This window comes from Mesorhizobium sp. WSM4887 (assembly GCF_029625865.1).
GTDB lineage: Bacteria > Pseudomonadota > Alphaproteobacteria > Rhizobiales > Rhizobiaceae > Mesorhizobium.
Genome location: NZ_JARTVP010000003.1, coordinates 289,199 through 308,803, shown reverse-complemented (window position 1 = coordinate 308,803; position 19,605 = coordinate 289,199). Strand labels below are relative to the sequence as shown.

16 protein-coding genes are annotated in these 19,605 nt (G+C 63.3%); 8 read left to right on the top strand and 8 right to left on the bottom strand.

Annotation, left to right across the window (positions count from 1 at the left end):
• The first annotated feature begins 30 nt into the window (after positions 1-30).
• On the top strand, positions 31-1,809 hold the full coding sequence (locus P9230_RS15090) for a GtrA family protein (RefSeq protein WP_278119724.1): 1,779 nt from the start codon (positions 31-33) through the stop codon (positions 1,807-1,809).
• A gap of 67 nt (positions 1,810-1,876) precedes the next feature.
• Here P9230_RS15090 and P9230_RS15085 read toward each other — a convergent pair whose 3' ends face one another.
• The 4 genes from P9230_RS15085 to P9230_RS15070 all read right to left on the bottom strand — a co-directional run bounded on the left by P9230_RS15085 (position 1,877) and on the right by P9230_RS15070 (position 6,572).
• A complete protein-coding gene (locus P9230_RS15085; protein WP_278119721.1) occupies positions 1,877-2,899 on the bottom strand; it encodes an esterase-like activity of phytase family protein in 1,023 nt (340 codons plus the stop codon).
• Entirely contained in the window at positions 2,896-4,794 is a 1,899-nt protein-coding gene (gene cobT / locus P9230_RS15080; RefSeq protein WP_067319178.1) for a cobaltochelatase subunit CobT, read from the bottom strand. Before cobT ends, P9230_RS15085 begins: the two co-directional genes overlap by 4 nt.
• A 53-nt stretch (positions 4,795-4,847) precedes the next feature.
• Positions 4,848-5,834, bottom strand: coding sequence for a cobaltochelatase subunit CobS (gene cobS, locus P9230_RS15075; RefSeq protein ID WP_278119718.1), 987 nt, complete (start codon positions 5,832-5,834; stop codon positions 4,848-4,850).
• Positions 5,835-5,957: 123 nt separating this feature from the next.
• On the bottom strand, positions 5,958-6,572 hold the full coding sequence (locus P9230_RS15070) for a J domain-containing protein (protein WP_066990335.1): 615 nt from the start codon (positions 6,570-6,572) through the stop codon (positions 5,958-5,960).
• Positions 6,573-6,717: 145 nt separating this feature from the next.
• Here P9230_RS15070 and P9230_RS15065 point away from each other — a divergent pair, with 145 nt between their 5' ends.
• Positions 6,718-7,020 (top strand): BolA family protein, encoded by a 303-nt coding sequence (locus P9230_RS15065; RefSeq protein ID WP_278119716.1) that lies wholly within the window; start codon positions 6,718-6,720, stop codon positions 7,018-7,020.
• Between the two features lie 22 nt (positions 7,021-7,042).
• Here the strand turns inward: P9230_RS15065 and P9230_RS15060 are convergent, their stop codons facing one another.
• Positions 7,043-8,596 (bottom strand): acetolactate synthase large subunit, encoded by a 1,554-nt coding sequence (locus P9230_RS15060; RefSeq protein WP_278119714.1) that lies wholly within the window; start codon positions 8,594-8,596, stop codon positions 7,043-7,045.
• 1,020 nt (positions 8,597-9,616) lie between these two features.
• Here P9230_RS15060 and P9230_RS15055 point away from each other — a divergent pair.
• The 3 genes from P9230_RS15055 to P9230_RS15045 are packed head-to-tail and all read left to right on the top strand — an operon-like array spanning position 9,617 to position 14,469.
• Positions 9,617-11,566: a PrkA family serine protein kinase gene (locus P9230_RS15055; RefSeq protein WP_066990342.1), complete on the top strand. Its 1,950-nt coding sequence runs from the start codon at positions 9,617-9,619 to the stop codon at positions 11,564-11,566.
• Positions 11,567-11,586: 20 nt separating this feature from the next.
• Positions 11,587-12,897: a YeaH/YhbH family protein gene (locus P9230_RS15050; RefSeq protein WP_066990345.1), complete on the top strand. Its 1,311-nt coding sequence runs from the start codon at positions 11,587-11,589 to the stop codon at positions 12,895-12,897.
• Positions 12,898-12,924: 27 nt separating this feature from the next.
• The gene (locus P9230_RS15045; protein ID WP_278087984.1) at positions 12,925-14,469 is read left to right on the top strand and encodes a SpoVR family protein; all 1,545 of its coding nucleotides are present in this window, start codon (positions 12,925-12,927) and stop codon (positions 14,467-14,469) included.
• Positions 14,470-14,529: 60 nt separating this feature from the next.
• Here P9230_RS15045 and P9230_RS15040 read toward each other — a convergent pair whose 3' ends face one another.
• From P9230_RS15040 to P9230_RS15030, 3 genes are read right to left on the bottom strand one after another with little or no spacing between them, the layout of a single operon-like run.
• Positions 14,530-15,420, bottom strand: a complete 891-nt coding sequence (locus tag P9230_RS15040) for a transporter associated domain-containing protein (RefSeq protein ID WP_067319184.1) — start codon at positions 15,418-15,420, stop codon at positions 14,530-14,532.
• Positions 15,417-16,538 carry a 3-dehydroquinate synthase gene (aroB, locus tag P9230_RS15035; protein ID WP_067319186.1) on the bottom strand — a complete coding sequence of 374 codons (1,122 nt, stop codon included), beginning with the start codon at positions 16,536-16,538 and terminating at the stop codon, positions 15,417-15,419. Before aroB ends, P9230_RS15040 begins: the two co-directional genes overlap by 4 nt.
• Positions 16,535-17,149 (bottom strand): shikimate kinase, encoded by a 615-nt coding sequence (locus P9230_RS15030; protein ID WP_127217381.1) that lies wholly within the window; start codon positions 17,147-17,149, stop codon positions 16,535-16,537. Before P9230_RS15030 ends, aroB begins: the two co-directional genes overlap by 4 nt.
• Before the next feature lie 206 nt (positions 17,150-17,355).
• Here P9230_RS15030 and P9230_RS15025 point away from each other — a divergent pair, with 206 nt between their 5' ends.
• From P9230_RS15025 to P9230_RS15015, 3 genes are all read left to right on the top strand, one after another.
• Entirely contained in the window at positions 17,356-17,508 is a 153-nt protein-coding gene (locus tag P9230_RS15025) for a histidine kinase (protein WP_066990358.1), read from the top strand.
• 9 nt (positions 17,509-17,517) lie between these two features.
• Positions 17,518-18,432, top strand: coding sequence for a site-specific tyrosine recombinase XerD (locus tag P9230_RS15020; protein ID WP_127403979.1), 915 nt, complete (start codon positions 17,518-17,520; stop codon positions 18,430-18,432).
• Between the two features lie 99 nt (positions 18,433-18,531).
• Positions 18,532-19,482: an acetyl-CoA carboxylase carboxyltransferase subunit alpha gene (locus P9230_RS15015; RefSeq protein WP_067319192.1), complete on the top strand. Its 951-nt coding sequence runs from the start codon at positions 18,532-18,534 to the stop codon at positions 19,480-19,482.
• The last annotated feature ends 123 nt before the right edge of the window (positions 19,483-19,605 follow it).

Sequence of the window (19,605 nt, the reverse complement as noted above, 5' to 3'; positions counted from 1 at the left end):
GCCAAAACGATCCAGGACATTGCCATCAACATGACCATCCAGGGCACCGGTTGGAAACATGACCTTCTGCTTGCGCTCTGCGCGACGCTGCTCGTGCTGGGGATCAATGCGATCTCCGGCTTCCCAACGATCGCGGACCTTGGCGCCGACAATGACAGCATGCTGAGGCTGGTCGAAGTTCGCGACCTCTTGGCTGGACAGGGCTGGTTCGATCTTCATCAATACAGGATGGGCCTGACCGGCGGCTTCGTCATGCACTGGTCGCGGCTGGTCGACACCCCGATCGCGCTGATCATCTTCACCTTCCAGGCCCTGGGCGCCAGCACGGCTGCCGCTGAAAAGGCAGCGCAGATAATCTGGCCGCTTTCCCTATATGGGCTCACCATATTCGTCATCCTGCGCGCTTCCCGGCGTTTCGCCGGTACGGACGTGGCGATGCCTGCGCTGGTGCTGTCCACTGCGGCGCTGTTCTTTATCGGCATTTTCCACCCTGGCACGCTTGACCACCACAACGTCCAGCTCCTGCTGACGGCAGCCAGTCTCTGGCTTCTGACGGAGGCTCCCTTCCGGCGGTCAGCCGCCCTTCTGTCCGGCCTGTGCGCAGGCCTCACCCTTGCCGTCGGCATGGAGACGGCGCCTTATGTGGCCACACTTGGCGCCTGCGCCGCCGTGCTCTTCATCGTTGATGAAAGGGAGCGCCAGACCGCGCGCGGCTTCGGCATCGGATTTGCCGCGATAGCTTTGGTGGTTCTCGTTGCCACCATACCGCCGTCGGCCTGGGGCGTGGCCGAGTGCGACGCCTTCTCGGCTTTCCAATTCGTCATCGCGGCGCTGTCGGGCTTTGGACTCGCGGCGATTGCGGGTCTACCCGGACAGTCGACGGCTAAGAGGCGGTTCCTCTCAATGTCCGCGTTGGCCGTTGCAATTGCGGCCGTTGCGCTCCTGTTCTTCCCGCAATGCCTGGCATCGCCCTATGCCGGCATGGATGAGCGCATTCGCACCTATTGGCTGAACGACGTCGTTGAGGCGCAGCCCTTCCTCAGCGTAGCCGTCAACGAGCCGAAGCTGATGGCGGCGCGTTATGTGACGCCCTTCATCGCAATCCTGTTGATTGGCCTTCAGCTGCGCAGCCGCCGCCTGCGCCGCGAGGAAGCCCTTACCGCCGTGCTGCTGATCGTCGCTTTCGCCGTCAGCCTATGGCAGGTGCGCGGCTCGACCTTCTCGGTTGCCTTCGCGGTGCTGCCGCTCTCGACCTGGATCGCCGGGGTTCGCCTGCAGGCAAGCGCCGCGCACTCGTGGCGCGTCTCCATCCGCATCGCGGCGGCATGGCTGGTGTCGCTCAATGCGACCTGGGCCGGCGTCGCCGTCGCCGCGCAGTCCGTGGTCCAAAAGGCACCCGCAAAGATCAATTCCGATGCCGATCATGCGCTGACCTGCGGCAAGGCCTCGGACTTCGGCGACCTGGCCGGCATGCCGGCAACGACGGTGCTTGCGTCCTCCAATCTCGGCTCCCCCATCTTGATGTTTACCGGCCATAGGGCGTTGGCCGGCCCCTATCATCGCAATGTCGGCGGCAATCTCGCCATGCTCGACGCCTTCATGGGAGCGCCGGATGCCGCCCGCGCCATCGTTGAGCGCGAGCATGTCGGGCTGGTCGCCATATGCCGCGGCAATTCGGAAGAGCTTTCGCTCGCCGCCCAAGCTCCCACGGGCCTGGCCGCGCGGCTGCTGAAGCGGGACGTTCCCGATTGGCTGGAACTGGACGACGCGACGGCGAGCAAGCCGGTCGAGATCTACAGAGTCCGCTGAGGGTGGGCAACTTCGGGACAAATGCGCAGCGGATTTCCGTTGCGAATTGAACGAAACCAAGCGCCGCTCAGTCCTGGTGCAGGATGAATTCCAGGTAGAGGTTCCGCTGCAGGATCGATTGATTGTCGTCCGACACCAGCGACACCATCAGCGCGCCGTCGTCGCGGGTCCAGACGTCGAGCCCTTCCATATTGTCGATCTGGTAACCCATATCGGCGTCGATCAGCACCGGGCCGTCGGCGACCGCGCCCTTCTCGATGCTCTCGCCATAGATACGCCTCAGCCGCATCTTCACCCCGCGCGTCATCGAGAAGCTGCGTTCGAGTAGCAGCAGGTCGCCATCGGGCAGGAAGGCGCCGTCGGTGATGTCGAAATTGCCGTTGCGCTTGACGGTGAAGACGCCCTTCCTCGGTCCCTCTATGATGGCGGCATAGATGTTGCCGGCCTTGTCGAGGCTCTTTTCCGACACCACGACCAGGCCGCCCTCGTGCTGGCCGTAAGGGTTGGCGTGTGTGACCGTCTCGAAGCCGCGGTTCTGGCGCAGCTCCCGCGCCGGGACCAGATAGTCGAGCGTCTTGAACGGCGCCTTCATATTGTCCGGCTCGACCTTGAACTGGACGACGCGCTGGTCGCGCTCGAAACCGACGGTGGCGATACCGTCCTTGACCGCGAGGCCTTCGGCGTCGACCTCCCACTTCTTCTCGATCGGCTGGCCCGAGGCGTCGACCATCTGCTGCATGCGGAAATTCGACACGCCCGAGGGGCGCTTGTCGGCATCGTGGGTGATGGTGCCGAAGAACCACAAGCCGGTATCGGTGACGCCAATGAAATCGCTGCCTGATTTGAGGAAGCGGAAAGCCGAAAGTGCGCCGAAATCGCGCGACGGCGAGGTCATCTCCAGCCCGCCGACGAACTCGAGCGACCCGAACTGTTTCCGGTCGCGGCCGATATGGAACTCGGTGATCGGCCGCGCTGAAACTTCGATCGTCTCGACCGCAGCGCCTCCCTCGGCGAAGACCGGAGAGGCGGCCGAACAGACCAGCGCGCAAACAAAAGCCGTCCGCCGGAATCCGCCCCGCGAAAGGATCATCCGGCGCGCCTCAAACCACCGCGCCGCGTGTCGCGCGCGCTCTCCTCGCCGAACAGCGATGCCAATTGCTCCGTCATGGCGCCGGCCAGCTCTTCGGCATCGACGATGGTGACGGCGCGGCGATAGTAGCGCGTGACGTCGTGGCCGATGCCGATGGCTAGAAGCTCCACCGGCGAGCGCGTCTCGATGAGATCGATCACCGCGCGCAAATGGCGCTCCAGATAGTTGCCGGGGTTGACCGAGAGCGTGGAATCGTCGACCGGCGCGCCGTCCGAGATCATCATCAGGATCTTGCGCTGTTCCGGCCGGCCGATCAGCCGGTTGTGCGCCCAAAGCAGCGCCTCGCCGTCGATGTTTTCCTTGAGCAGGCCCTCGCGCATCATCAGGCCGAGATTGCGGCGCGCGCGCCGCCACGGATGGTCGGCGGACTTGTAGATGATGTGGCGCAGATCGTTGAGCCGGCCCGGATTCGACGGCTTGCCGTCCTTCAGCCACTTCTCGCGTGCCTGCCCGCCTTTCCACGCGCGTGTGGTGAAGCCGAGGATTTCCACCGAAACCCCGCAGCGCTCCAGGGTGCGCGCCAGGATGTCGGCGCAAGTCGCGGCAACCGTGATCGGCCGCCCGCGCATCGAGCCCGAATTGTCGAGCACCAGCGACACCACCGTGTCGCGGAACTTGGTGTCGCGCTCCTGCTTGAAGGACAGCGGCTGCATCGGATCGATAACGACGCGCACCAGCCTGGATGGATCGAGATAACCCTCCTCCAGATCGAAATCCCAGGAGCGGTTCTGCTGCGCCATCAGCCGCCGCTGCAGCCGGTTTGCCAGGCGGCCGACGACGCCGGAGAGATTGGCGAGCTGCTTGTCGAGGAAGGCGCGCAGCCGGTCGAGCTCCTCTTCCTCGCAAAGGTCCTCGGCCCCGACCGTCTCGTCGAAGGCGGTGGTGAAGACCTTGTAGTCGATTTCCTTAGGCAGGTTGAGGAAGGGATTGTCGTTGCGGCGCGCCTCGCCTGGCGTCTCGGCGTCGGAATCATCCTCGTCGGAAAGATCGTCCGATGTGGCGTCGGTCGCCTCCGTTTCGGCCGACTCTTCCTCGTCGGCCGAAGCCTCCGCGTCCTCGGACTGCGACTGTTCGGAGCCGGAATCGTCCTCGCCGCCTTCCTCGCTCTGCTCCTCGCCCTGCTGCTCGTTTTCCTCGTTGTCCTCCGAGTCTTCCGTCTCCTGGTCGTCGCCGAGTTCCTCGGCCATCTCCATGGAGACGAGCATGTCGCGCACGATGCGGGCGAAGGCTTGCTGGTCATCGAGCCTGGACGACAGGCCGTCGAGGTCGCTGCTGGCCTTTTCCTCGACCCAGGGCCGCCAGAGATCGACCAGTCGCTCGCCGCTCTTCGGCACGGTGCGGCCGGTAAGCTTTTCGCGCACCATCAGCGCCACCGCCTCCTCGAGCGGGGCGTCGGCCTTGTCCTTGACGTCGACGAGGTTTGCCCTGGCGTATTTGTCCTCGAGCATCGAGCCGATATTGTCGGCCACGCCCTGCATGGCGCGGCTGCCGATCGCCTCGACGCGGGCCTGCTCGACGGCATCGAAAATAGCCCGCGCGAGCTTGCCTTCCGGCGCCAGCTTGCTGTGGATACGCTGATCGTGGCAGGCGCGCTTCAGCGCCATGGAATCGCCGATGCCGCGGGTGATCGCGATGTCGGTGCGGGAGGCCTTCTTCGGCAGCTCGGGCAGCCTGGCGCGGTTGCCGGCCAGCGCCGGCCGGTCCTTGGCGAAGCCGACCTCGAGATCCTTGTCGCCGGCGACGGCGCGCATGCAGACGGTGACGGCGCGCTTGAAGCTGTCCGCTTCAGACCCGTTCTTCGCCTTGTTGCGCGTGTTGTCGCCCGGACCCGCCATCGATCATTCCCTGCGCGTTGTGGTCCGAAAGGCCAAGCCTTCCGGCACGCGCCTTACCCCAGCACCACGTTGGCGGCGCTCTCCGGCAGATCCTCGCCGAAGGCGCGCTGGTAGAATTCGGCGACCACCGAACGCTCCAGCTCGTCGCATTTGTTCAGGAAGGTGAGCCGAAACGCCATGCCGATATCGCCGAAGATCTCGGCGTTCTCGGCCCAGGTGATGACCGTGCGCGGGCTCATCACCGTCGACAGGTCGCCATTGATGAAGGCCGAGCGCGTCATGTCGGCGACGCGCACCATCTTGTTGACGATCTCTTTGCCCTTGCTGTCGCGATAGTGCTTGGCCTTGGCCAGCACGATCGACACCTCGTTGTCGTGCGGCAGGTAGTTGAGCGTGGTGACGATCGACCAGCGGTCCATCTGCGCCTGGTTGATCTGCTGCGTGCCGTGATAGAGGCCGGTGGTGTCGCCGAGACCCACCGTGTTGGCGGTGGCGAACAGCCGGAAGGCCGGATGCGGGCGTATGACGCGGCTCTGGTCGAGCAGCGTCAGCCGGCCCGACGATTCCAGCACGCGCTGGATGACGAACATCACGTCCGGGCGTCCGGCATCGTACTCGTCGAAGCAGAGCGCGACGTTGTGCTGATAGGCCCAGGGCAGGATGCCGTCGCGAAATTCCGTGACCTGCAGGCCTTCCTTGACGACGATGGCGTCCTTGCCGACGAGATCGATGCGGCTGACATGGCTGTCGAGATTGACGCGCACGCAGGGCCAGTTCAGGCGCGCGGCGACCTGCTCGACATGGGTGGACTTGCCGGTGCCGTGATAGCCCGACACCATGACGCGGCGGTTGTAGGCGAAGCCGGCGAGGATCGCCAAGGTCGTTGCCTTGTCGAACAGATAGTCCGGGTCGATGTCGGGCACGTGCTCGGTCGCCGCCGAATAGGCCGGAACCACCATCTTGGAGTCGAAGCCGAATTTCTCCTTCACCGGCACCGTCGTATCGGGCAGGTTGGCGATGTCGCGATCGACCTTGTTCATCTCTATCAACGTCTCCACGGGCGAAACGCCGCGTTTCGCCGGCAATCGATTTTGTTCGGGGGCGGTCTTAGAGCCTTTTCCAACCTTATGAAAGTTGGAAAACGACATGGACCGTAGGGTCGCTCAGCACAATCCTGCTTGCTTGAGCACGCGATAGGCCTGCAGCACATCGCGGAACCGGTCTTCCGAACCTCTGTCGCCGCCATTCGCATCCGGATGGTGGCGCTTCACGAGTTCCTTATAGCGCGCCTTGATATCCTTGCCAGTCGCCTTTGTATCAAGGCCAAGCGTTTCCAGCGCCTTGGCCTCAAGCGGCTTTGCCTTGCGCTCGCGCACTTCGCGCGTTCCGCCGCCGAACAGATTGAAGGGATCGCGCATGCGGTTGTAGTAGCCTGCACGCCCGGAGCGCTGCTGCGCGAAGTCGGGTGCCGAACGCATGCCGCCGCCATTGGCGCCCATGCGCCAGGTCGGCCGGTGTCCGGTCAGCGCCTCTTTCTGGAAGCGGGCGATCTCGCTGTCCGACACGCCCGAGAAGTAGTTGAAGCTCTTGTTGTATTCGCGCACATGCTCAAAGCAGAAGCGGAAATACTCGCCCTCCTTCAGGCGCCCGACCGGCGCGCGATGCGTACCGGCCTCGCTGCAACCGTCCCACTGGCAGATCGGCGCGCGCGACTTCAGCTCCGCGTCCTTTTCCGGCCGGATGCGAATTTTCTCGAAATATTTGGGATACGGTTTCATCCTCACCCATTTATGGGCTGTTCGCTACCGCGAAACAAGAATTGACATTTCGCCGATGATCGCCCTAACCGCTGAATCGCGGCCTAAAGCGGTCGAAAGCACAGATTTTGCGGCGGTACCGCAGATGTGGTGAAGGGAAGCCCCGATGTCCATACAGTCGACGATGGAAAACAAGCTGAAGGCGGCATTTTCGCCGGAAAGGCTCACCGTCATCAACGAAAGCCATCTTCACGCCGGCCATCACCACGTCAAGCACGGCCACGAGGCCGTCTTCGACGGCACCGGCGAGACCCATTTCCGCGTCCGTATCGTCTCGCAGGATTTTGCCGGCATGAACCGCATCGAGCGCCACCGCGCCGTCAATCGCCTCCTTGCCGACGAATTGAAGGCCGGCGTGCACGCGCTGGCGATTGAGCCTGCAGCACCTGGTGAGAAGACACGCTGGTAAGCTCGGCGGGCCGGGGGGCCGCTCAGATCACCGCTTCGATGAGGAACGGCCCCGGACGCGACAGCGCGCTGTCGAGCAGCGCGTCGAAGCGCTCGCATGTGTCAGCGCGGGCTGCTTCCACCCCCATGCCGGCTGCCAGCGAAACCCAGTCCAGAGCCGGCTGATCAAGGTCGAGCATTCGCCTGGCATTCTCGCCGATCGCGTTCACCCCGACATTGCGCATCTCGCCGTGCAGGATGGCGTAGGTCCGGTTGGAAAAGACGATCGTCACCACGTCGAGCTTTTCCCGCGACTGGGTCCATAATCCCTGCACCGTGTACATGCCGCTGCCGTCCGCCTCCAGATTCAGCACCTTGCGGCCAGGACAGGCGATGGCCGCGCCAGTCGCCATTGGAATGCCGCCGCCGATCGATCCGCCTGTGCCCATCATGTAATCGTGCGGGGCGGCAAAGGCCGAGAGCACAAAATAGCGCCGCGCCGAGGTGACGGCCTCGTCGCAGACGATCGCATTCTCCGGCAGCTTCCGGGCTACCGAAAGTGCAACCGCGTCGTCCGTCAGCTTGCCGCGCGGGGCCGGCTCATTGGGAAAGGCCGTGGCGACGGGCACCGGCTGCGACGGTTTGATGCCCAGTTCGTCGCGAAGCGCAGCGAGTGCCGCCTTCAAATTCTCGCCATGCTCGGCCAACGACATCACTTCACAGTCTTCGCTCACAAGCCGGCCCGGCTTTCCGGGATAGGCAAAGAACGCCACCGGTTCCCTGGCTCCGACGAGGATCAGGAGATCGATGTCGGCAAGGAGGGTGCGCGCGGCGTCGATCGGATATGGAACGCGGGTAGGCGCAACGCGGCCCCGGCCGCGCTGCATCCGGGCGATCAGAACGTCGCTGAACAGCCGGACATCCGAAACCGCCGATATCTGTCCGGCGATTTCCAAGGCATCCTCACGCGCGGCCGGCCCACGCAGGATCATGCCGACGCGACCGGGCGCGACGCGAATGGCTCCGGCAATCTTGCGCACGATAGCTGCATCGACCGAAGGCGGCGCCGCAAGCTCTACCTTGGCCGACAGGAGCGGACTGGCCTCTCCCCACGCCGCATCCGCCGGCAGGATCAGCGTAGCGATGCCGGGAGGCGTCAGCGAAGCGCGAAAAGCCGCCTGCGCGGCCGGCGCGACGTCGGCCGGACCGGCGATGCGGCGGACCCAGTTCGACATCGGCGCGGCGAGACCTTCAATGTCGCTGGTGAGCGGCGCGTCGAGCGGCAGGTGATAGGAGGCATGGTCGCCGACGATGTTGATCATCGGCACGCGGGCGCGCCGGGCATTGTGGATGTTGGCCAGGCCATTGGCCAATCCGGGGCCGGTGTGGAGCAGCGTCGCGGCCGGGCGGTCGGTCATCCTGGCGTAGCCGTCGGCGGCACCCGTCACCACACCCTCGGCAAGACCGAGCACGCAGCGCATCTCCGGCTTGCGGTCGAGCGCGGCGACGAAGTGCATTTCCGAGGTACCGGGATTGGCAAAGCAGACATTCACGCCATTCGCCAGCAGCACATCGCAAAGCACATCGGCGCCATTCATCGCGTTCCCTCTCGTCCGATTGTCCCCGGACAATTGAGCCGACAAGTGTTCATGCCGCAATGTCCGGTCAACGACTTTGAAGTGATCCAGTTTCAGGAGTGCCGGCGCGTTCAGGCGACCCTCGCCTTCAGGAAAGCCATGACGGCGGCAGTCAGCGCATCGCCGTTCTCCCCGAAGCGGTGGTTGAATCGCCATATGCCAATAGGCGCCGCCGTCGAATAGGGCGACTTTGGTTCCCCTGCCCGTAGCCGGGCCGCGCGATCGTGGGCCGCGGTTGCATGGGCCGGCGCGCTCCGCCGCCCGGGGAAGCACCATGGAACATTTGCCTGATCTGGCGGTTTGATGCAGGCCCGGCCCTGGCCTCGTCCATGCTGGGCGGATTGCTAGTCGGACCGAAGGACCGATGCCCTCGGCCGACGCTTCCGAACGGTGACCACCAATGAGGAAGACGTATCGACCTCCATCCGCGCCGCCCAATCGGCGCACAAGCCGTTCGGAACCTCTGCGCCTGTTTCCGGCAATTGCGCTGGCGGTACTCCTTTCGGCTCCGGCGGCTGCCCATCAGGCGCCCACGGGCTGGCAGTATGACAGCTCATGCTGCTCGGGAATGGACTGCTACCAAGCACCCGCGGCCGACGTGAAGGAAACGAAATATGGGTACCAGCTCTCCACCGGAGAGCTCATTCCCTACTCCGATCGTCGGATCAGGCGTTCGCGTGACGAGTTCTTTCACGAGTGTAAGCCCGGAGGCGACGCGAATTCTCAGCATTCCTTCTGCCTCTACGTTCCCGACCACGACATGTGAGTGGAAAACCTAAGATTTTCCTTGAAGCTCTCCCGGCCATCACCACCTAATCATCATGGGTGAGCATTCCGTCCGCATCGGGTGCTGTGAGTCGTCAATGCCCGATTGCAGGCGCTCTCTCTCATATGAGGGAACCACAATGCTTTCCGGCAGTTGAATACGAGACGAGCCGACTGGCCGACTGGCAACCAGAGCGGCTCTGAGGGCAGAATATCATGCGAGAGAACCAATCCGACGTCTTCGATCTGTTTTCGGAGATATATTCCAACGCGGCCCAGGAAGAGATGAGCCTCCAGCAGTATCTGCTTGGCTGCCGCGAAGACAAATCCATGTATGCCTCGGCGCCCGAACGAATGGTCGAGGCCATCGGCGAGCCCAATCTGGTCGACACCAGCAAGGATGAGCGGCTCGGGCGCATCTTCTCGAACCGGACCATCAAGGTGTACCCCTCCTTCTCCGATTTCTACGGAATGGAGGATACGATCGAGCGCATCGCCGGATATTTCCGTTATGCCTCGCAGGGTCTCGAGGAGCGCAAGCAGATCCTTTACCTGCTCGGGCCGGTCGGCGGCGGCAAGTCCTCGCTTGCCGAACGGCTGAAGAAGCTTATGGAACAGCGCCCGATCTACACGCTGAAGGTCGGCAACCAGATCAGCCCTATATTCGAATCGCCGCTTGGCCTTTTCCATCCCGATCGGATGGGCGATCTGCTGGAAGACAAATACGGGATAGCCCGCCGCCGCCTGAATGGGCTCATCTCGCCTTGGGCTGCCAAACGGCTCGACGAACTGTCCGGCGACATTTCCAAATTCAGCGTGGTCAAGCTGTCGCCATCGCGTCTGCGTCAGATCGCCATCGCCAAGACCGAGCCCGGCGACGAGAACAACCAGGATGTCTCGGCTCTGGTCGGCAAGGTCGACATCAGGCAGTTGGAACATTTCAGCCAATCCGATCCGGATGCCTACTCCTACAGCGGCGGCTTGAACCGGACGACGCAGGGCCTGCTCGAGTTCGTCGAGATGTTCAAGGCGCCCATCAAGGTCCTGCACCCGTTGCTGACGGCAACCCAGGAAGGCAGCTACAACGGCACCGAGAATTTCGGCTCCTTCCCCTATCAGGGCATCGTCGTTGCCCATTCCAACGAATCGGAATGGCAGCAATTCAAGAACAACAAGAACAATGAGGCCTTCCTCGACCGCATCCTTGTGGTCAAGGTTCCGTATTGCCTTCGCATCACCGAAGAGAGACAGATTTACGAGAAACTTTTGCGCGAGAGCGATCTGGCGAACAGTCCCTGCGCGCCCGAAGTGCTGGACATCCTCAGCCGTTTCACCGTCTCGACCCGGCTTGCCGAGCACGAGAACTCGCCGCTCTACACCAAGATGCGCGCCTATGACGGCGAGAACCTCAAGGAGATCGACCCGAAGGCGAAGTCGGTCCAGGAATATCGCGATGCCGCCGGCGTCGACGAAGGCATGACCGGGGTCAGCACGCGCTTCGCCTTCAAGATTCTGTCGCAGACTTTCAACTACGACACCAAGGAGGTCGCAGCCGATCCCGTGCACTTGATGTACATCCTCGAGGAGGCGATCAAACGCGAGCAATTCCCGAAGGAAACCGAAGCCGCGTACCTTGAGTTCATCAAATCGGAACTTGCAGCGCGCTACGCCGAGTTCATCGGCCACGAGATCCAGAAGGCTTACCTGGAATCGTATAGCGAGTACGGCCAGAACCTTTTCGATCGCTACATCGCCTATGCCGATGCCTGGATCGAGGATCAGGACTACAAGGATCCCGATACCGGCCAGATCCTCAATCGCGAGGTCCTGGACAAGGAATTGTCGCAGGTCGAAAAGCCGGCCGGCATCGCCAATCCCAAGGACTTCCGCAACGAGGTGGTCAAGTTCACCTTGCGCGCCCGGGCGCGCAACCATGGCCGCAATCCGTCCTGGACGAGCTATGAAAAGCTTCGCGAAGTGATCGAGAAGCGCATGTTCGGTCAGGTCGAGGATTTGCTGCCGGTGATCAGCTTCGGCTCCAAGCAGGACAGCGTCACCGAGAAGCGGCACAACGAATTCGTGCAGCGGATGGTGGAGCGCGGCTACACTCAGCGGCAGGTGCGCCGGCTGGTCGACTGGTACATGCGCGTGAACAAGGCTGGCTGAGCAAAGCCCGAAGGGTTCGCATGCCGATCTTCATCGACCGCCGCCTGAATCCGAAGGACAAGAGCCTGAGCAATCGCCAGCGCTTCCTCAAGCGCGCTCGGGAAGAGCTCAAGCGCAGCATCCGCGACCATGTCCGGACAGGCCGTATCGCCGAGGTCGACCGCGAGCATGCCGTGCCGATGCCCCGGAAAGGCACCAGCGAACCGACCTTCAGCGACGCCAGGGACAGTGGGCAGCGCCAGCACATACTGCCCGGCAACAAATCGTTCAGTCCCGGTGATCTGATACCCAAGCCTGGCGGCGGCGGCACTGGCTCTTCGGCGCCGGGAACCAAGCAATCCGAGGACGACTTTCGCTTCGTGCTGTCGCGCGAGGAAGTGCTCGACCTCTTCTTCGAAGATCTCGAACTGCCCGATCTGGTCAAGCTCAATCTCAAGCAGATACTGAGCTTCAAGCCAAGACGGGCGGGCTTCACGGCAAGCGGGGCGCCGACCAACGTCAATGTCGGACGCACCATGCGAAACAGCCACGGCCGCCGCATCGCGCTCAGGCGTCCCAAGCAGGCGGAGCTGGACGCCATCTCAACGCAGATCGCCGAGTTGGAAGCGAAGCCGCCAACCGAGGCAACGCGCGAACGCATCGCTGCTCTGCGCGAGGAAGTTGATCGGCTTGAACGCCGGCGCAGGCGGATCGCCTATGTCGATCCGGTCGACATTCGGTTCAACCGCTTCGACCCCCAGCCGGTGCCGAATGCCAGCGCCGTCATGTTTTGCCTGATGGACGTGTCGGGATCGATGGGAGAGCGCGAGAAGGATCTGGCCAAACGGTTTTTCGTGCTGCTGCATCTGTTCCTGACGCGGCGCTACGAAAGGACGGACATCGTTTTCATCCGCCACACCCATGAGGCCAAGGAGGTGGATGAGCACACCTTCTTCTACCACACCGAGAGCGGCGGTACCGTCGTCTCGACGGCGCTCGAGGAAATGCATCGCATCATAGAGCAGCGCTATCCGGTCGCGGAATGGAATATCTATGCCGCTCAGGCTTCCGACGGTGACAACTTCGCCACCGATTCCGAGCGCTGCATAGAACTCCTCGACCGCAAGCTCATGCGCCTCTGCCAGTATTTCGCCTATGTGGAAATCATCGACGAACGCGAAAGCCACATTTTCGGCTCCACCGAGAACGGAACGTCGCTCTGGCGCGCCTACAACGCGGTCGACGGAAAGTGGCCGAATTTCCAGATGAGGCGCATCGCGGCTCCCGCCGATATCTATCCGGTCTTTCGCGAGCTCTTCGCAAGGCAGCCTAGTCTGCGCAAGAGCGCGTGAGAACGCGGGCGGATGGGACATAGGCCGATGGTCAATCAGGCGCGCAAATCCGAACTGTTATTTTCCGGGTCGGACTGGGATTTTGCGAAACTCTCTCGGGTTTACGACGAGATCGAGGCGATCGGGGTCGAAGAGCTTCACCTCGACATCTATCCGGTGCAGATGGAGGTCATTTCCTCCGAGCAGATGCTCGACGCTTATTCCTCGGTCGGCATGCCGCTGATGTATCGGCATTGGTCGTTCGGCAAGCATTTCCTCTACAACGAGCTTCTCTACCGCAAGGGCGCGCGCGGTCTGGCCTATGAACTGGTCATCAACTCCAACCCTTGCATCGTCTACCTCATGGAAGAAAACACCATGGCCTTGCAGGCCCTGGTGACCGCCCATGCCGCGCTTGGCCACAACCATTTCTTCAAAAACAATCATCTCTTCCGGCAATGGACGGACGCCGGAGGCATCCTGAGCTATCTGGACTTCGCCAAGGGCTACATCGCCCGATGCGAGGAACGGCACGGACTGCAGGCCGTCGAGGCGGTGCTCGATGCCGCCCACGCGCTGATGGAGCAAGGCGTGTTCCGCTACCATCGGCCGCCGAAGCTGTCGTCGGAACAGCAGCGCGAAGGCCTTCGCGAGCGCCTCGAATATGAGGAGCGTTCCTACAATGATCTGTGGCGCACGCTGCCGACCGCGCAGGACAAGAACAAGCCGGAAGTAGGGGACGAAAGCTTGGCCGAGCGGAAGAAGTCGCTCAATCTGCCCGAGGAAAACCTGCTCTACTTCCTCGAGAAGAACAGCCTGGTGCTTGAGCCCTGGCAGCGCGAGATCATCAGGATCGTGCGGGTGATTGCGCAATATTTTTACCCGCAGCGGCAAACCCAGGTGATGAACGAAGGCTGTGCCACCTTCGTCCACTACACCCTGATGAACATGCTTTTCGATCGCGGCCGCATTAGCGAAGGCGCCATGCTCGAGATATTGCGAAACCATTCGAACGTGGTTTTCCAGCCGGCCTATGACGATCCGCGTTATTCCGGGATCAATCCCTATGCGCTGGGCCTCGGCATGATGCAGGACATCCAGCGCATCTCGACCGAGCCGACCGCGGAGGACCGCGACTGGTTTCCGGACATCGCCGGCCGTGGCGACTGGCGCGACACCTTGCTCGATGCCTGGGCCAATCACCGTGACGAATCCTTCATCCGCCAGTATCTGAGCCCCGCTTTGATCCGGAAATGGCGGCTCTTCGTGCTGGCCGACGGCGCCGACGAGCCGCATTACGAGGTCGCCTCGATCCATAATGAGCGCGGCTACAGCAAGATACGGTCCGCGCTGGCCCGAAGCTACGATGTGGGGGCGAGCCGGCCCGACATCCAGGTGGTCGACGTGGATCTTCTGGGAGACCGGCATTTGCGACTGCAGCACAAGGTCAAGGACGGCATCCAGCTAGAGGACGAAAGCCGCGACGCGACCTTGCGCCACATCCGGAGCCTTTGGGGTTATGACGTCAGCCTGGCGGCAATGGATGCCGAAACCGGCGCCGTGCTCAGCGAGCGCTCGACCAAGGAACTTTGAGCACCGGAGACGCAGGAAGCCGCCCTTTGCAGGCCGGTCTCACCTGAAGATCGGCACACCCTAACCTTCGCCGGCGGGCCGGATCCTCAACCTTGCTATGCGGTTCTTGTCGCGCTTCATCACCACGAAACGCTTGCCGTGGAAGGTGAAGGCCTGCTTCTCATCTGGGATCGTCTGCGTCTCGTGGATGACTAGGCCGGCGATCGTCGTCGCCTCCTCGTCCGGCAGATCCCAGTCGAGCGCCCGATTGAGGTCGCGAATCGCCACCGTGCCGTCGACGACGACCGAGCCGTCGGCCTCCTGCTTGACGCCTTGCATGTCGACATCGTGCTCGTCCGCGATCTCGCCGACGATCTCCTCGATGATGTCTTCCAGCGTCACCAGCCCTTCCATCTCGCCATACTCGTCGACGACGATGGCGAAATGCGCCTTGCGCCGCAGGAAGGCGTTGAGCTGATCCTGCAAGGTGGTGGTGTCGGGCACGAACCATGGCTTCGACGCGATCTTTGTTACGTCGATCTTGGAAAAGTCGTTGCCGACCTCGTTGAGCGCCCGCAGCAGATCCTTGGCATGCAGCACGCCGACGATGTTGTCGAGCGAGCCTTTCCAGAGCGGCATGCGGGTATGCGGGCTCTGCAGAATCTCGCGCACCACCATTTCCGGCGGATCGTCGGCGTTGACCGAGCGCATGTTGGTGCGGTGGACCATCACGTCCGAAACCTCGAGCTCCTCGAGTTCGAAAAGCGCGCCCAGCCGGTTGCGATCCTCGCGCGCCTGCCCGCTGCGGCGGGTCTCGTCGCCGTTCTCGTCCGGCTCATCCTGCTCGGGCTCCGTCGGTTCGATCGGCCGCAGACTGTAGCCGAGCGCCGCGAAGAGCCGCGTGCGCAAGAGAAACGCCAGCACGATCACGGCGGCAAGGACGGCTGCGGCGATCCAGCCGAAGTCGATCATCCGGGATGGCTCGCCTTGAGGAAGGACAGCACTTCGGAGGGCGGCACGTCCTTGGCGATAAAGGCCTGGCCGACGCCGCGCGTCAGGATGAAGGTAAGCGCGCCGCGCGACACCTTCTTGTCCTGGGTGATGAAGCCAAGCAGCGTCTCGGCATCCGGCAGTTGGCCCGCTATGTCGGCCATCCGCCAGGGCAGGCCGACGGCGCGAAGGTGCGCCTCGACGCGCTCCGCGTCGTCCGGGCTCGCTAGATTGAGACGCGCCGAGAAGCGGTGCGCCAGCGCCATGCCGATGGCGACCCCCTCCCCATGGACGAGACGGGCACCGTCATAATTCGTGGCGGCTTCGAGCGCATGGCCGAATGTGTGGCCGAGATTGAGCAGCGCGCGGTCGCCGGTCTCGAACTCGTCGCGGGCGACCACATCGGCCTTGGCGCGGCAAGCCTCGGCGATGGCTTCGGTCCGCTCCGGGCCGCCGGCGAACACCTTTTGCCAGTTCTCCTCCAGCCAGGCGAAGAAGCCGGGACGGTCGATTAGCCCGTATTTGGCGAGTTCGGCATAGCCGGCGCGGAATTCGCGGATCGGCAAAGTGTCGAGCACACCGGTGTCGGCAAGCACCAGTTTTGGCTGGTTGAAGACCCCGACCAGGTTCTTGCCGCGCGCGCTGTTGATGCCCGTCTTGCCGCCGACGGAAGAATCGACCTGCGCCAGCAGCGATGTCGGCACCTGCACGAAGTTCATCCCGCGCCGCACGATGCCGGCGGCGAAGCCGGCAAGATCGCCGATGACGCCGCCGCCAAGTGCCACGACGACATCGCGCCGTTCGAGCTTGGCGGCGAGCACGCCGTCGACGACCTCTTCGAGGTGGGTGAAGCTCTTGGTCTTTTCACCGGCCGGCAGGGTGATGACGGCGGCCTCGATGCCGCCTTTTTCCAGGCCGGCCTGCAGCGTTTCGAGATGCGCTGCGGCGACGTTCTCGTCGGTGACGATGGCCGCACGCGTGCCGGGAAGGCGGCCTGCGATTTCGGTTCCTGAGCCGGAAAGCAGGCCGGGCCCGATAAGTATGTCATAGGCACGGTCGCCGAGTCCGACCTCGACCTTCACCGGTTCGCTATGGCTCAAGGCTCCACCTCGTCGTCACTGGTGGCGATTGGCGCGATCCCAAGGTAAGCGCAAAGCGCGCATACCACCTCGCTGGCGATGACTTCCTTGCGGTCGTCGCGGGTCGAAACCGTGAGGTCGGCGGTGGCATAGACCGGGTAGCGCTCGCCCATCAGCTTCTCCAGCACGCCGCGCGGATCCGGATTCTTCAACAGCGGCCGGTTCTGCTTCTTCGAAACCCGCTCCATCAGGAGATCGAGATCGGCCTTCAGCCAGACCGAGACGCCATGCGCATCGATCGCCTCGCGCGTCTGCGCGTTCATGAAGGCGCCGCCGCCGGTCGAAAGCACCTGCGGGCCGTTTTCGAGCAGACGCAAGATGACCCGCTGCTCCAGCGCCCGGAACTCAGGTTCGCCGTAACGCTCGAACAGCTCCGGCACGGTCATGCGCGATACGCTCTCGATCTCCTGGTCGCTGTCGATGAAGGGCAGGGAAAGCATTGTCGCCACCTTGCGGCCGATTGCGGTCTTGCCGGCGCCCATCAGGCCGACGAAGACGATCGAGCGGCTGCCGAGCCGCTCGAGCAGCGCGACACGGCCTTCGTCCGGCGGATTTGCTGGCAGCGCGTTCATGCGGAACCCTCTTTGCGCCGTATCGACATCAAAAGCCCGTTTGCGTCAAGCAGGCCGCCGCAGGCGGGCCAGATCGCCCCTCTTCCGTCGAGAAGCTTCCTCGACAAATCCTCTGCCCGAGCCCTTCGTCCTTGAATTGGCCGGAATGGCGTCCCATAAGGGCACAGGGTTTGGAATCGCAGAACAAGAAGACGGGCGAAGACTGAATGCCGACATTGTTTCGCTTTGTCGTGACGCTGGCGGTTCTTGCAGGCGTCGCTTATGGCGCGATGTTCGCGCTGGCGATGTTCGTGGAGCCGAAAAAGGCCGAAATGAGCGTGCGCATTCCCGCGGAAAAGCTCAATCCGAAGAAGAACTGACCCGGCCAAATGAACAGCGCGGCCCGCATCGAAGCCTTTCTGGAGATGATGAGCGCCGAGCGGGGTGCGGCCGAGAACACGCTTTCCTCCTACCGACGCGACCTCGAAGACGCCTCCGAAGCTATCGGTGGCGGCCTGGCCGGAGCGGCAGCCGCCGACATCCGCGCCTATCTGGACGACATCGCGGCGCGTGGCTTCGCGCCGACCTCGCAGGCGCGCAAATTGTCGGCGATCCGCCAATTCTTCAAATTCCTCTATGCCGAGGGCCTGCGCGGCGACGACCCGACCGGCACGCTGGACAGCCCGAAGAAGGGCCGGCCGCTGCCGAAGACCATGACCGAGGCTGAGACGGGCCGCCTGGTCGACCGCGCGGCCGAGGAGGCGGGCGGGGCCGCGCCCGACGGCGACCGGTTGGCGGCGCTGCGCCTGCACGCGCTGGTCGAGGTGCTCTATGCCACGGGCCTGCGCGTTTCCGAGCTTGTCGGTCTGCCGGTGACGGTGGCGCTGCGCGACGACCGTTTCTTCATGGTGCGCGGCAAGGGCGACAAGGAGCGCATGGTGCCGCTGTCGGCCAAGGCGCGCGCCGCGATGCGGGCGTGGCTTGCCGCCAGGGCGGGGGTGCCGGCCTACGCCGACAGCCCGTTCCTGTTCCCAGCCTCTTCCGACAGCGGTCATCTCTCCCGGCAGGTTTTCGCACGCGATCTCAAAGGCTTGGCGGCGCGGGCCGGCATCGCCTCGACCAAGATCTCGCCGCATGTCCTGCGCCACGCCTTCGCCAGCCACCTCCTGCAGAACGGTGCGGATCTCAGGGCCGTGCAGCAACTGCTTGGCCACGCCGATATCTCCACCACGCAGATCTACACTCATGTGCTGGAGGAGCGGCTGGTGCGGCTGGTCAACGATCATCATCCGCTTGCCGACTAGGCTTCATACCGCTATGTGAGGGCGACGTTCCACCGCCCGGAGCCAGCATTTCCAGGGTTCCGCCAGCCATTGCCTTCCGACGGATCGGTCCGCCCCAGCATGTATAATTACCTCGATTTCGAAAAGCCGGTGCAGGATCTGGAACTCAAGATCCTTGAGCTGAAGAAGCTCGCGGAGAACGGCGAGGCGGTCGATGTCGCCGACGAGATCGGCAGGCTGGAGAAGCGTTCGCGCGATGCGCTGCGCGATCTCTACAAGGCGCTCACCCCTTGGCAGAAGGTCCAGGTGGCCCGCCATCCGGACCGGCCGCACTGCCTCGACTACATCAAGGGCTTGTTCAGCGATTTCACGCCGTTGGCCGGTGACCGCAATTTCGGCGACGACCAGGCGATCGTCGGCGGTTTTGCCCGTTTCCGCGGCGAGCCGGTGGCGGTGATCGGCCAGGAGAAGGGCTCCGACACGGCAAGCCGCATCAAGCACAATTTTGGTTCGGTACGGCCCGAGGGATACCGCAAGGCGGTTCGGCTGATGGAGCTTGCCGACCGCTTCAAGATCCCGCTTTTGACGCTGGTCGACACCGCCGGCGCCTATCCCGGCGTCGGCGCCGAGGAACGCGGTCAGGCCGAGGCCATTGCGCGCTCGACCTCAGCCTGCCTAGCGCTCAAAGTGCCGTCGATCTCGGTGGTCATCGGCGAAGGCGGCTCCGGCGGCGCCATCGCGATCGCCACCGCCAACCGCGTCTACATGCTTGAGCATGCCATCTATTCGGTGATCTCGCCCGAGGGCGCGGCCTCTATTCTTTGGCGCGACACCACCCGTTCCAAGGACGCGGCGACCAACATGAAGATCACCGCCCAGGATCTTCTCGAAATGAAGATCATCGATGCCATCGTTCCCGAGCCGATGGGCGGCGCCCAGCGTGCGCCGGAAACGGTGATTGCCGCCACCGGCGATCTGATCGCCAAGACGATGAAGGACTTCGCCGGCGCCAACACCGATTTCCGCGAGCAGCGCCGCGAGAAATATTTAGCGATGGGCCGCAGCCTTTGATGCATGTCGCGCAAAACTGTGCAGTGGTTTTGCGAAAACGACATGCATGAAAACAAAGCACGTGAGTCTGCCCCAGCGCCACCCGTTTAATTCGGCCGTTCGCCGCAACTATGGCGGCGATTA

Bases quoted from the DNA above. Each gene is read 5' to 3' on its own strand.
- P9230_RS15090 (WP_278119724.1), top strand. From the start codon at position 31: ATGACCATCCAGGGCACCGGTTGGAAACATGACCTTCTGCTTGCGCTC.
- P9230_RS15085 (WP_278119721.1), bottom strand. From the start codon at position 2,899: ATGATCCTTTCGCGGGGCGGATTCCGGCGGACGGCTTTTGTTTGCGCG.
- cobT (WP_067319178.1), bottom strand. From the start codon at position 4,794: ATGGCGGGTCCGGGCGACAACACGCGCAACAAGGCGAAGAACGGGTCT.
- cobS (WP_278119718.1), bottom strand. From the start codon at position 5,834: ATGAACAAGGTCGATCGCGACATCGCCAACCTGCCCGATACGACGGTG.
- P9230_RS15070 (WP_066990335.1), bottom strand. From the start codon at position 6,572: ATGAAACCGTATCCCAAATATTTCGAGAAAATTCGCATCCGGCCGGAA.
- P9230_RS15065 (WP_278119716.1), top strand. From the start codon at position 6,718: ATGTCCATACAGTCGACGATGGAAAACAAGCTGAAGGCGGCATTTTCG.
- P9230_RS15060 (WP_278119714.1), bottom strand. From the start codon at position 8,596: ATGAATGGCGCCGATGTGCTTTGCGATGTGCTGCTGGCGAATGGCGTG.
- P9230_RS15055 (WP_066990342.1), top strand. From the start codon at position 9,617: ATGCGAGAGAACCAATCCGACGTCTTCGATCTGTTTTCGGAGATATAT.
- P9230_RS15050 (WP_066990345.1), top strand. From the start codon at position 11,587: ATGCCGATCTTCATCGACCGCCGCCTGAATCCGAAGGACAAGAGCCTG.
- P9230_RS15045 (WP_278087984.1), top strand. From the start codon at position 12,925: ATGGTCAATCAGGCGCGCAAATCCGAACTGTTATTTTCCGGGTCGGAC.
- P9230_RS15040 (WP_067319184.1), bottom strand. From the start codon at position 15,420: ATGATCGACTTCGGCTGGATCGCCGCAGCCGTCCTTGCCGCCGTGATC.
- P9230_RS15030 (WP_127217381.1), bottom strand. From the start codon at position 17,149: ATGAACGCGCTGCCAGCAAATCCGCCGGACGAAGGCCGTGTCGCGCTG.
- P9230_RS15025 (WP_066990358.1), top strand. From the start codon at position 17,356: ATGCCGACATTGTTTCGCTTTGTCGTGACGCTGGCGGTTCTTGCAGGC.
- P9230_RS15020 (WP_127403979.1), top strand. From the start codon at position 17,518: ATGAACAGCGCGGCCCGCATCGAAGCCTTTCTGGAGATGATGAGCGCC.
- P9230_RS15015 (WP_067319192.1), top strand. From the start codon at position 18,532: ATGTATAATTACCTCGATTTCGAAAAGCCGGTGCAGGATCTGGAACTC.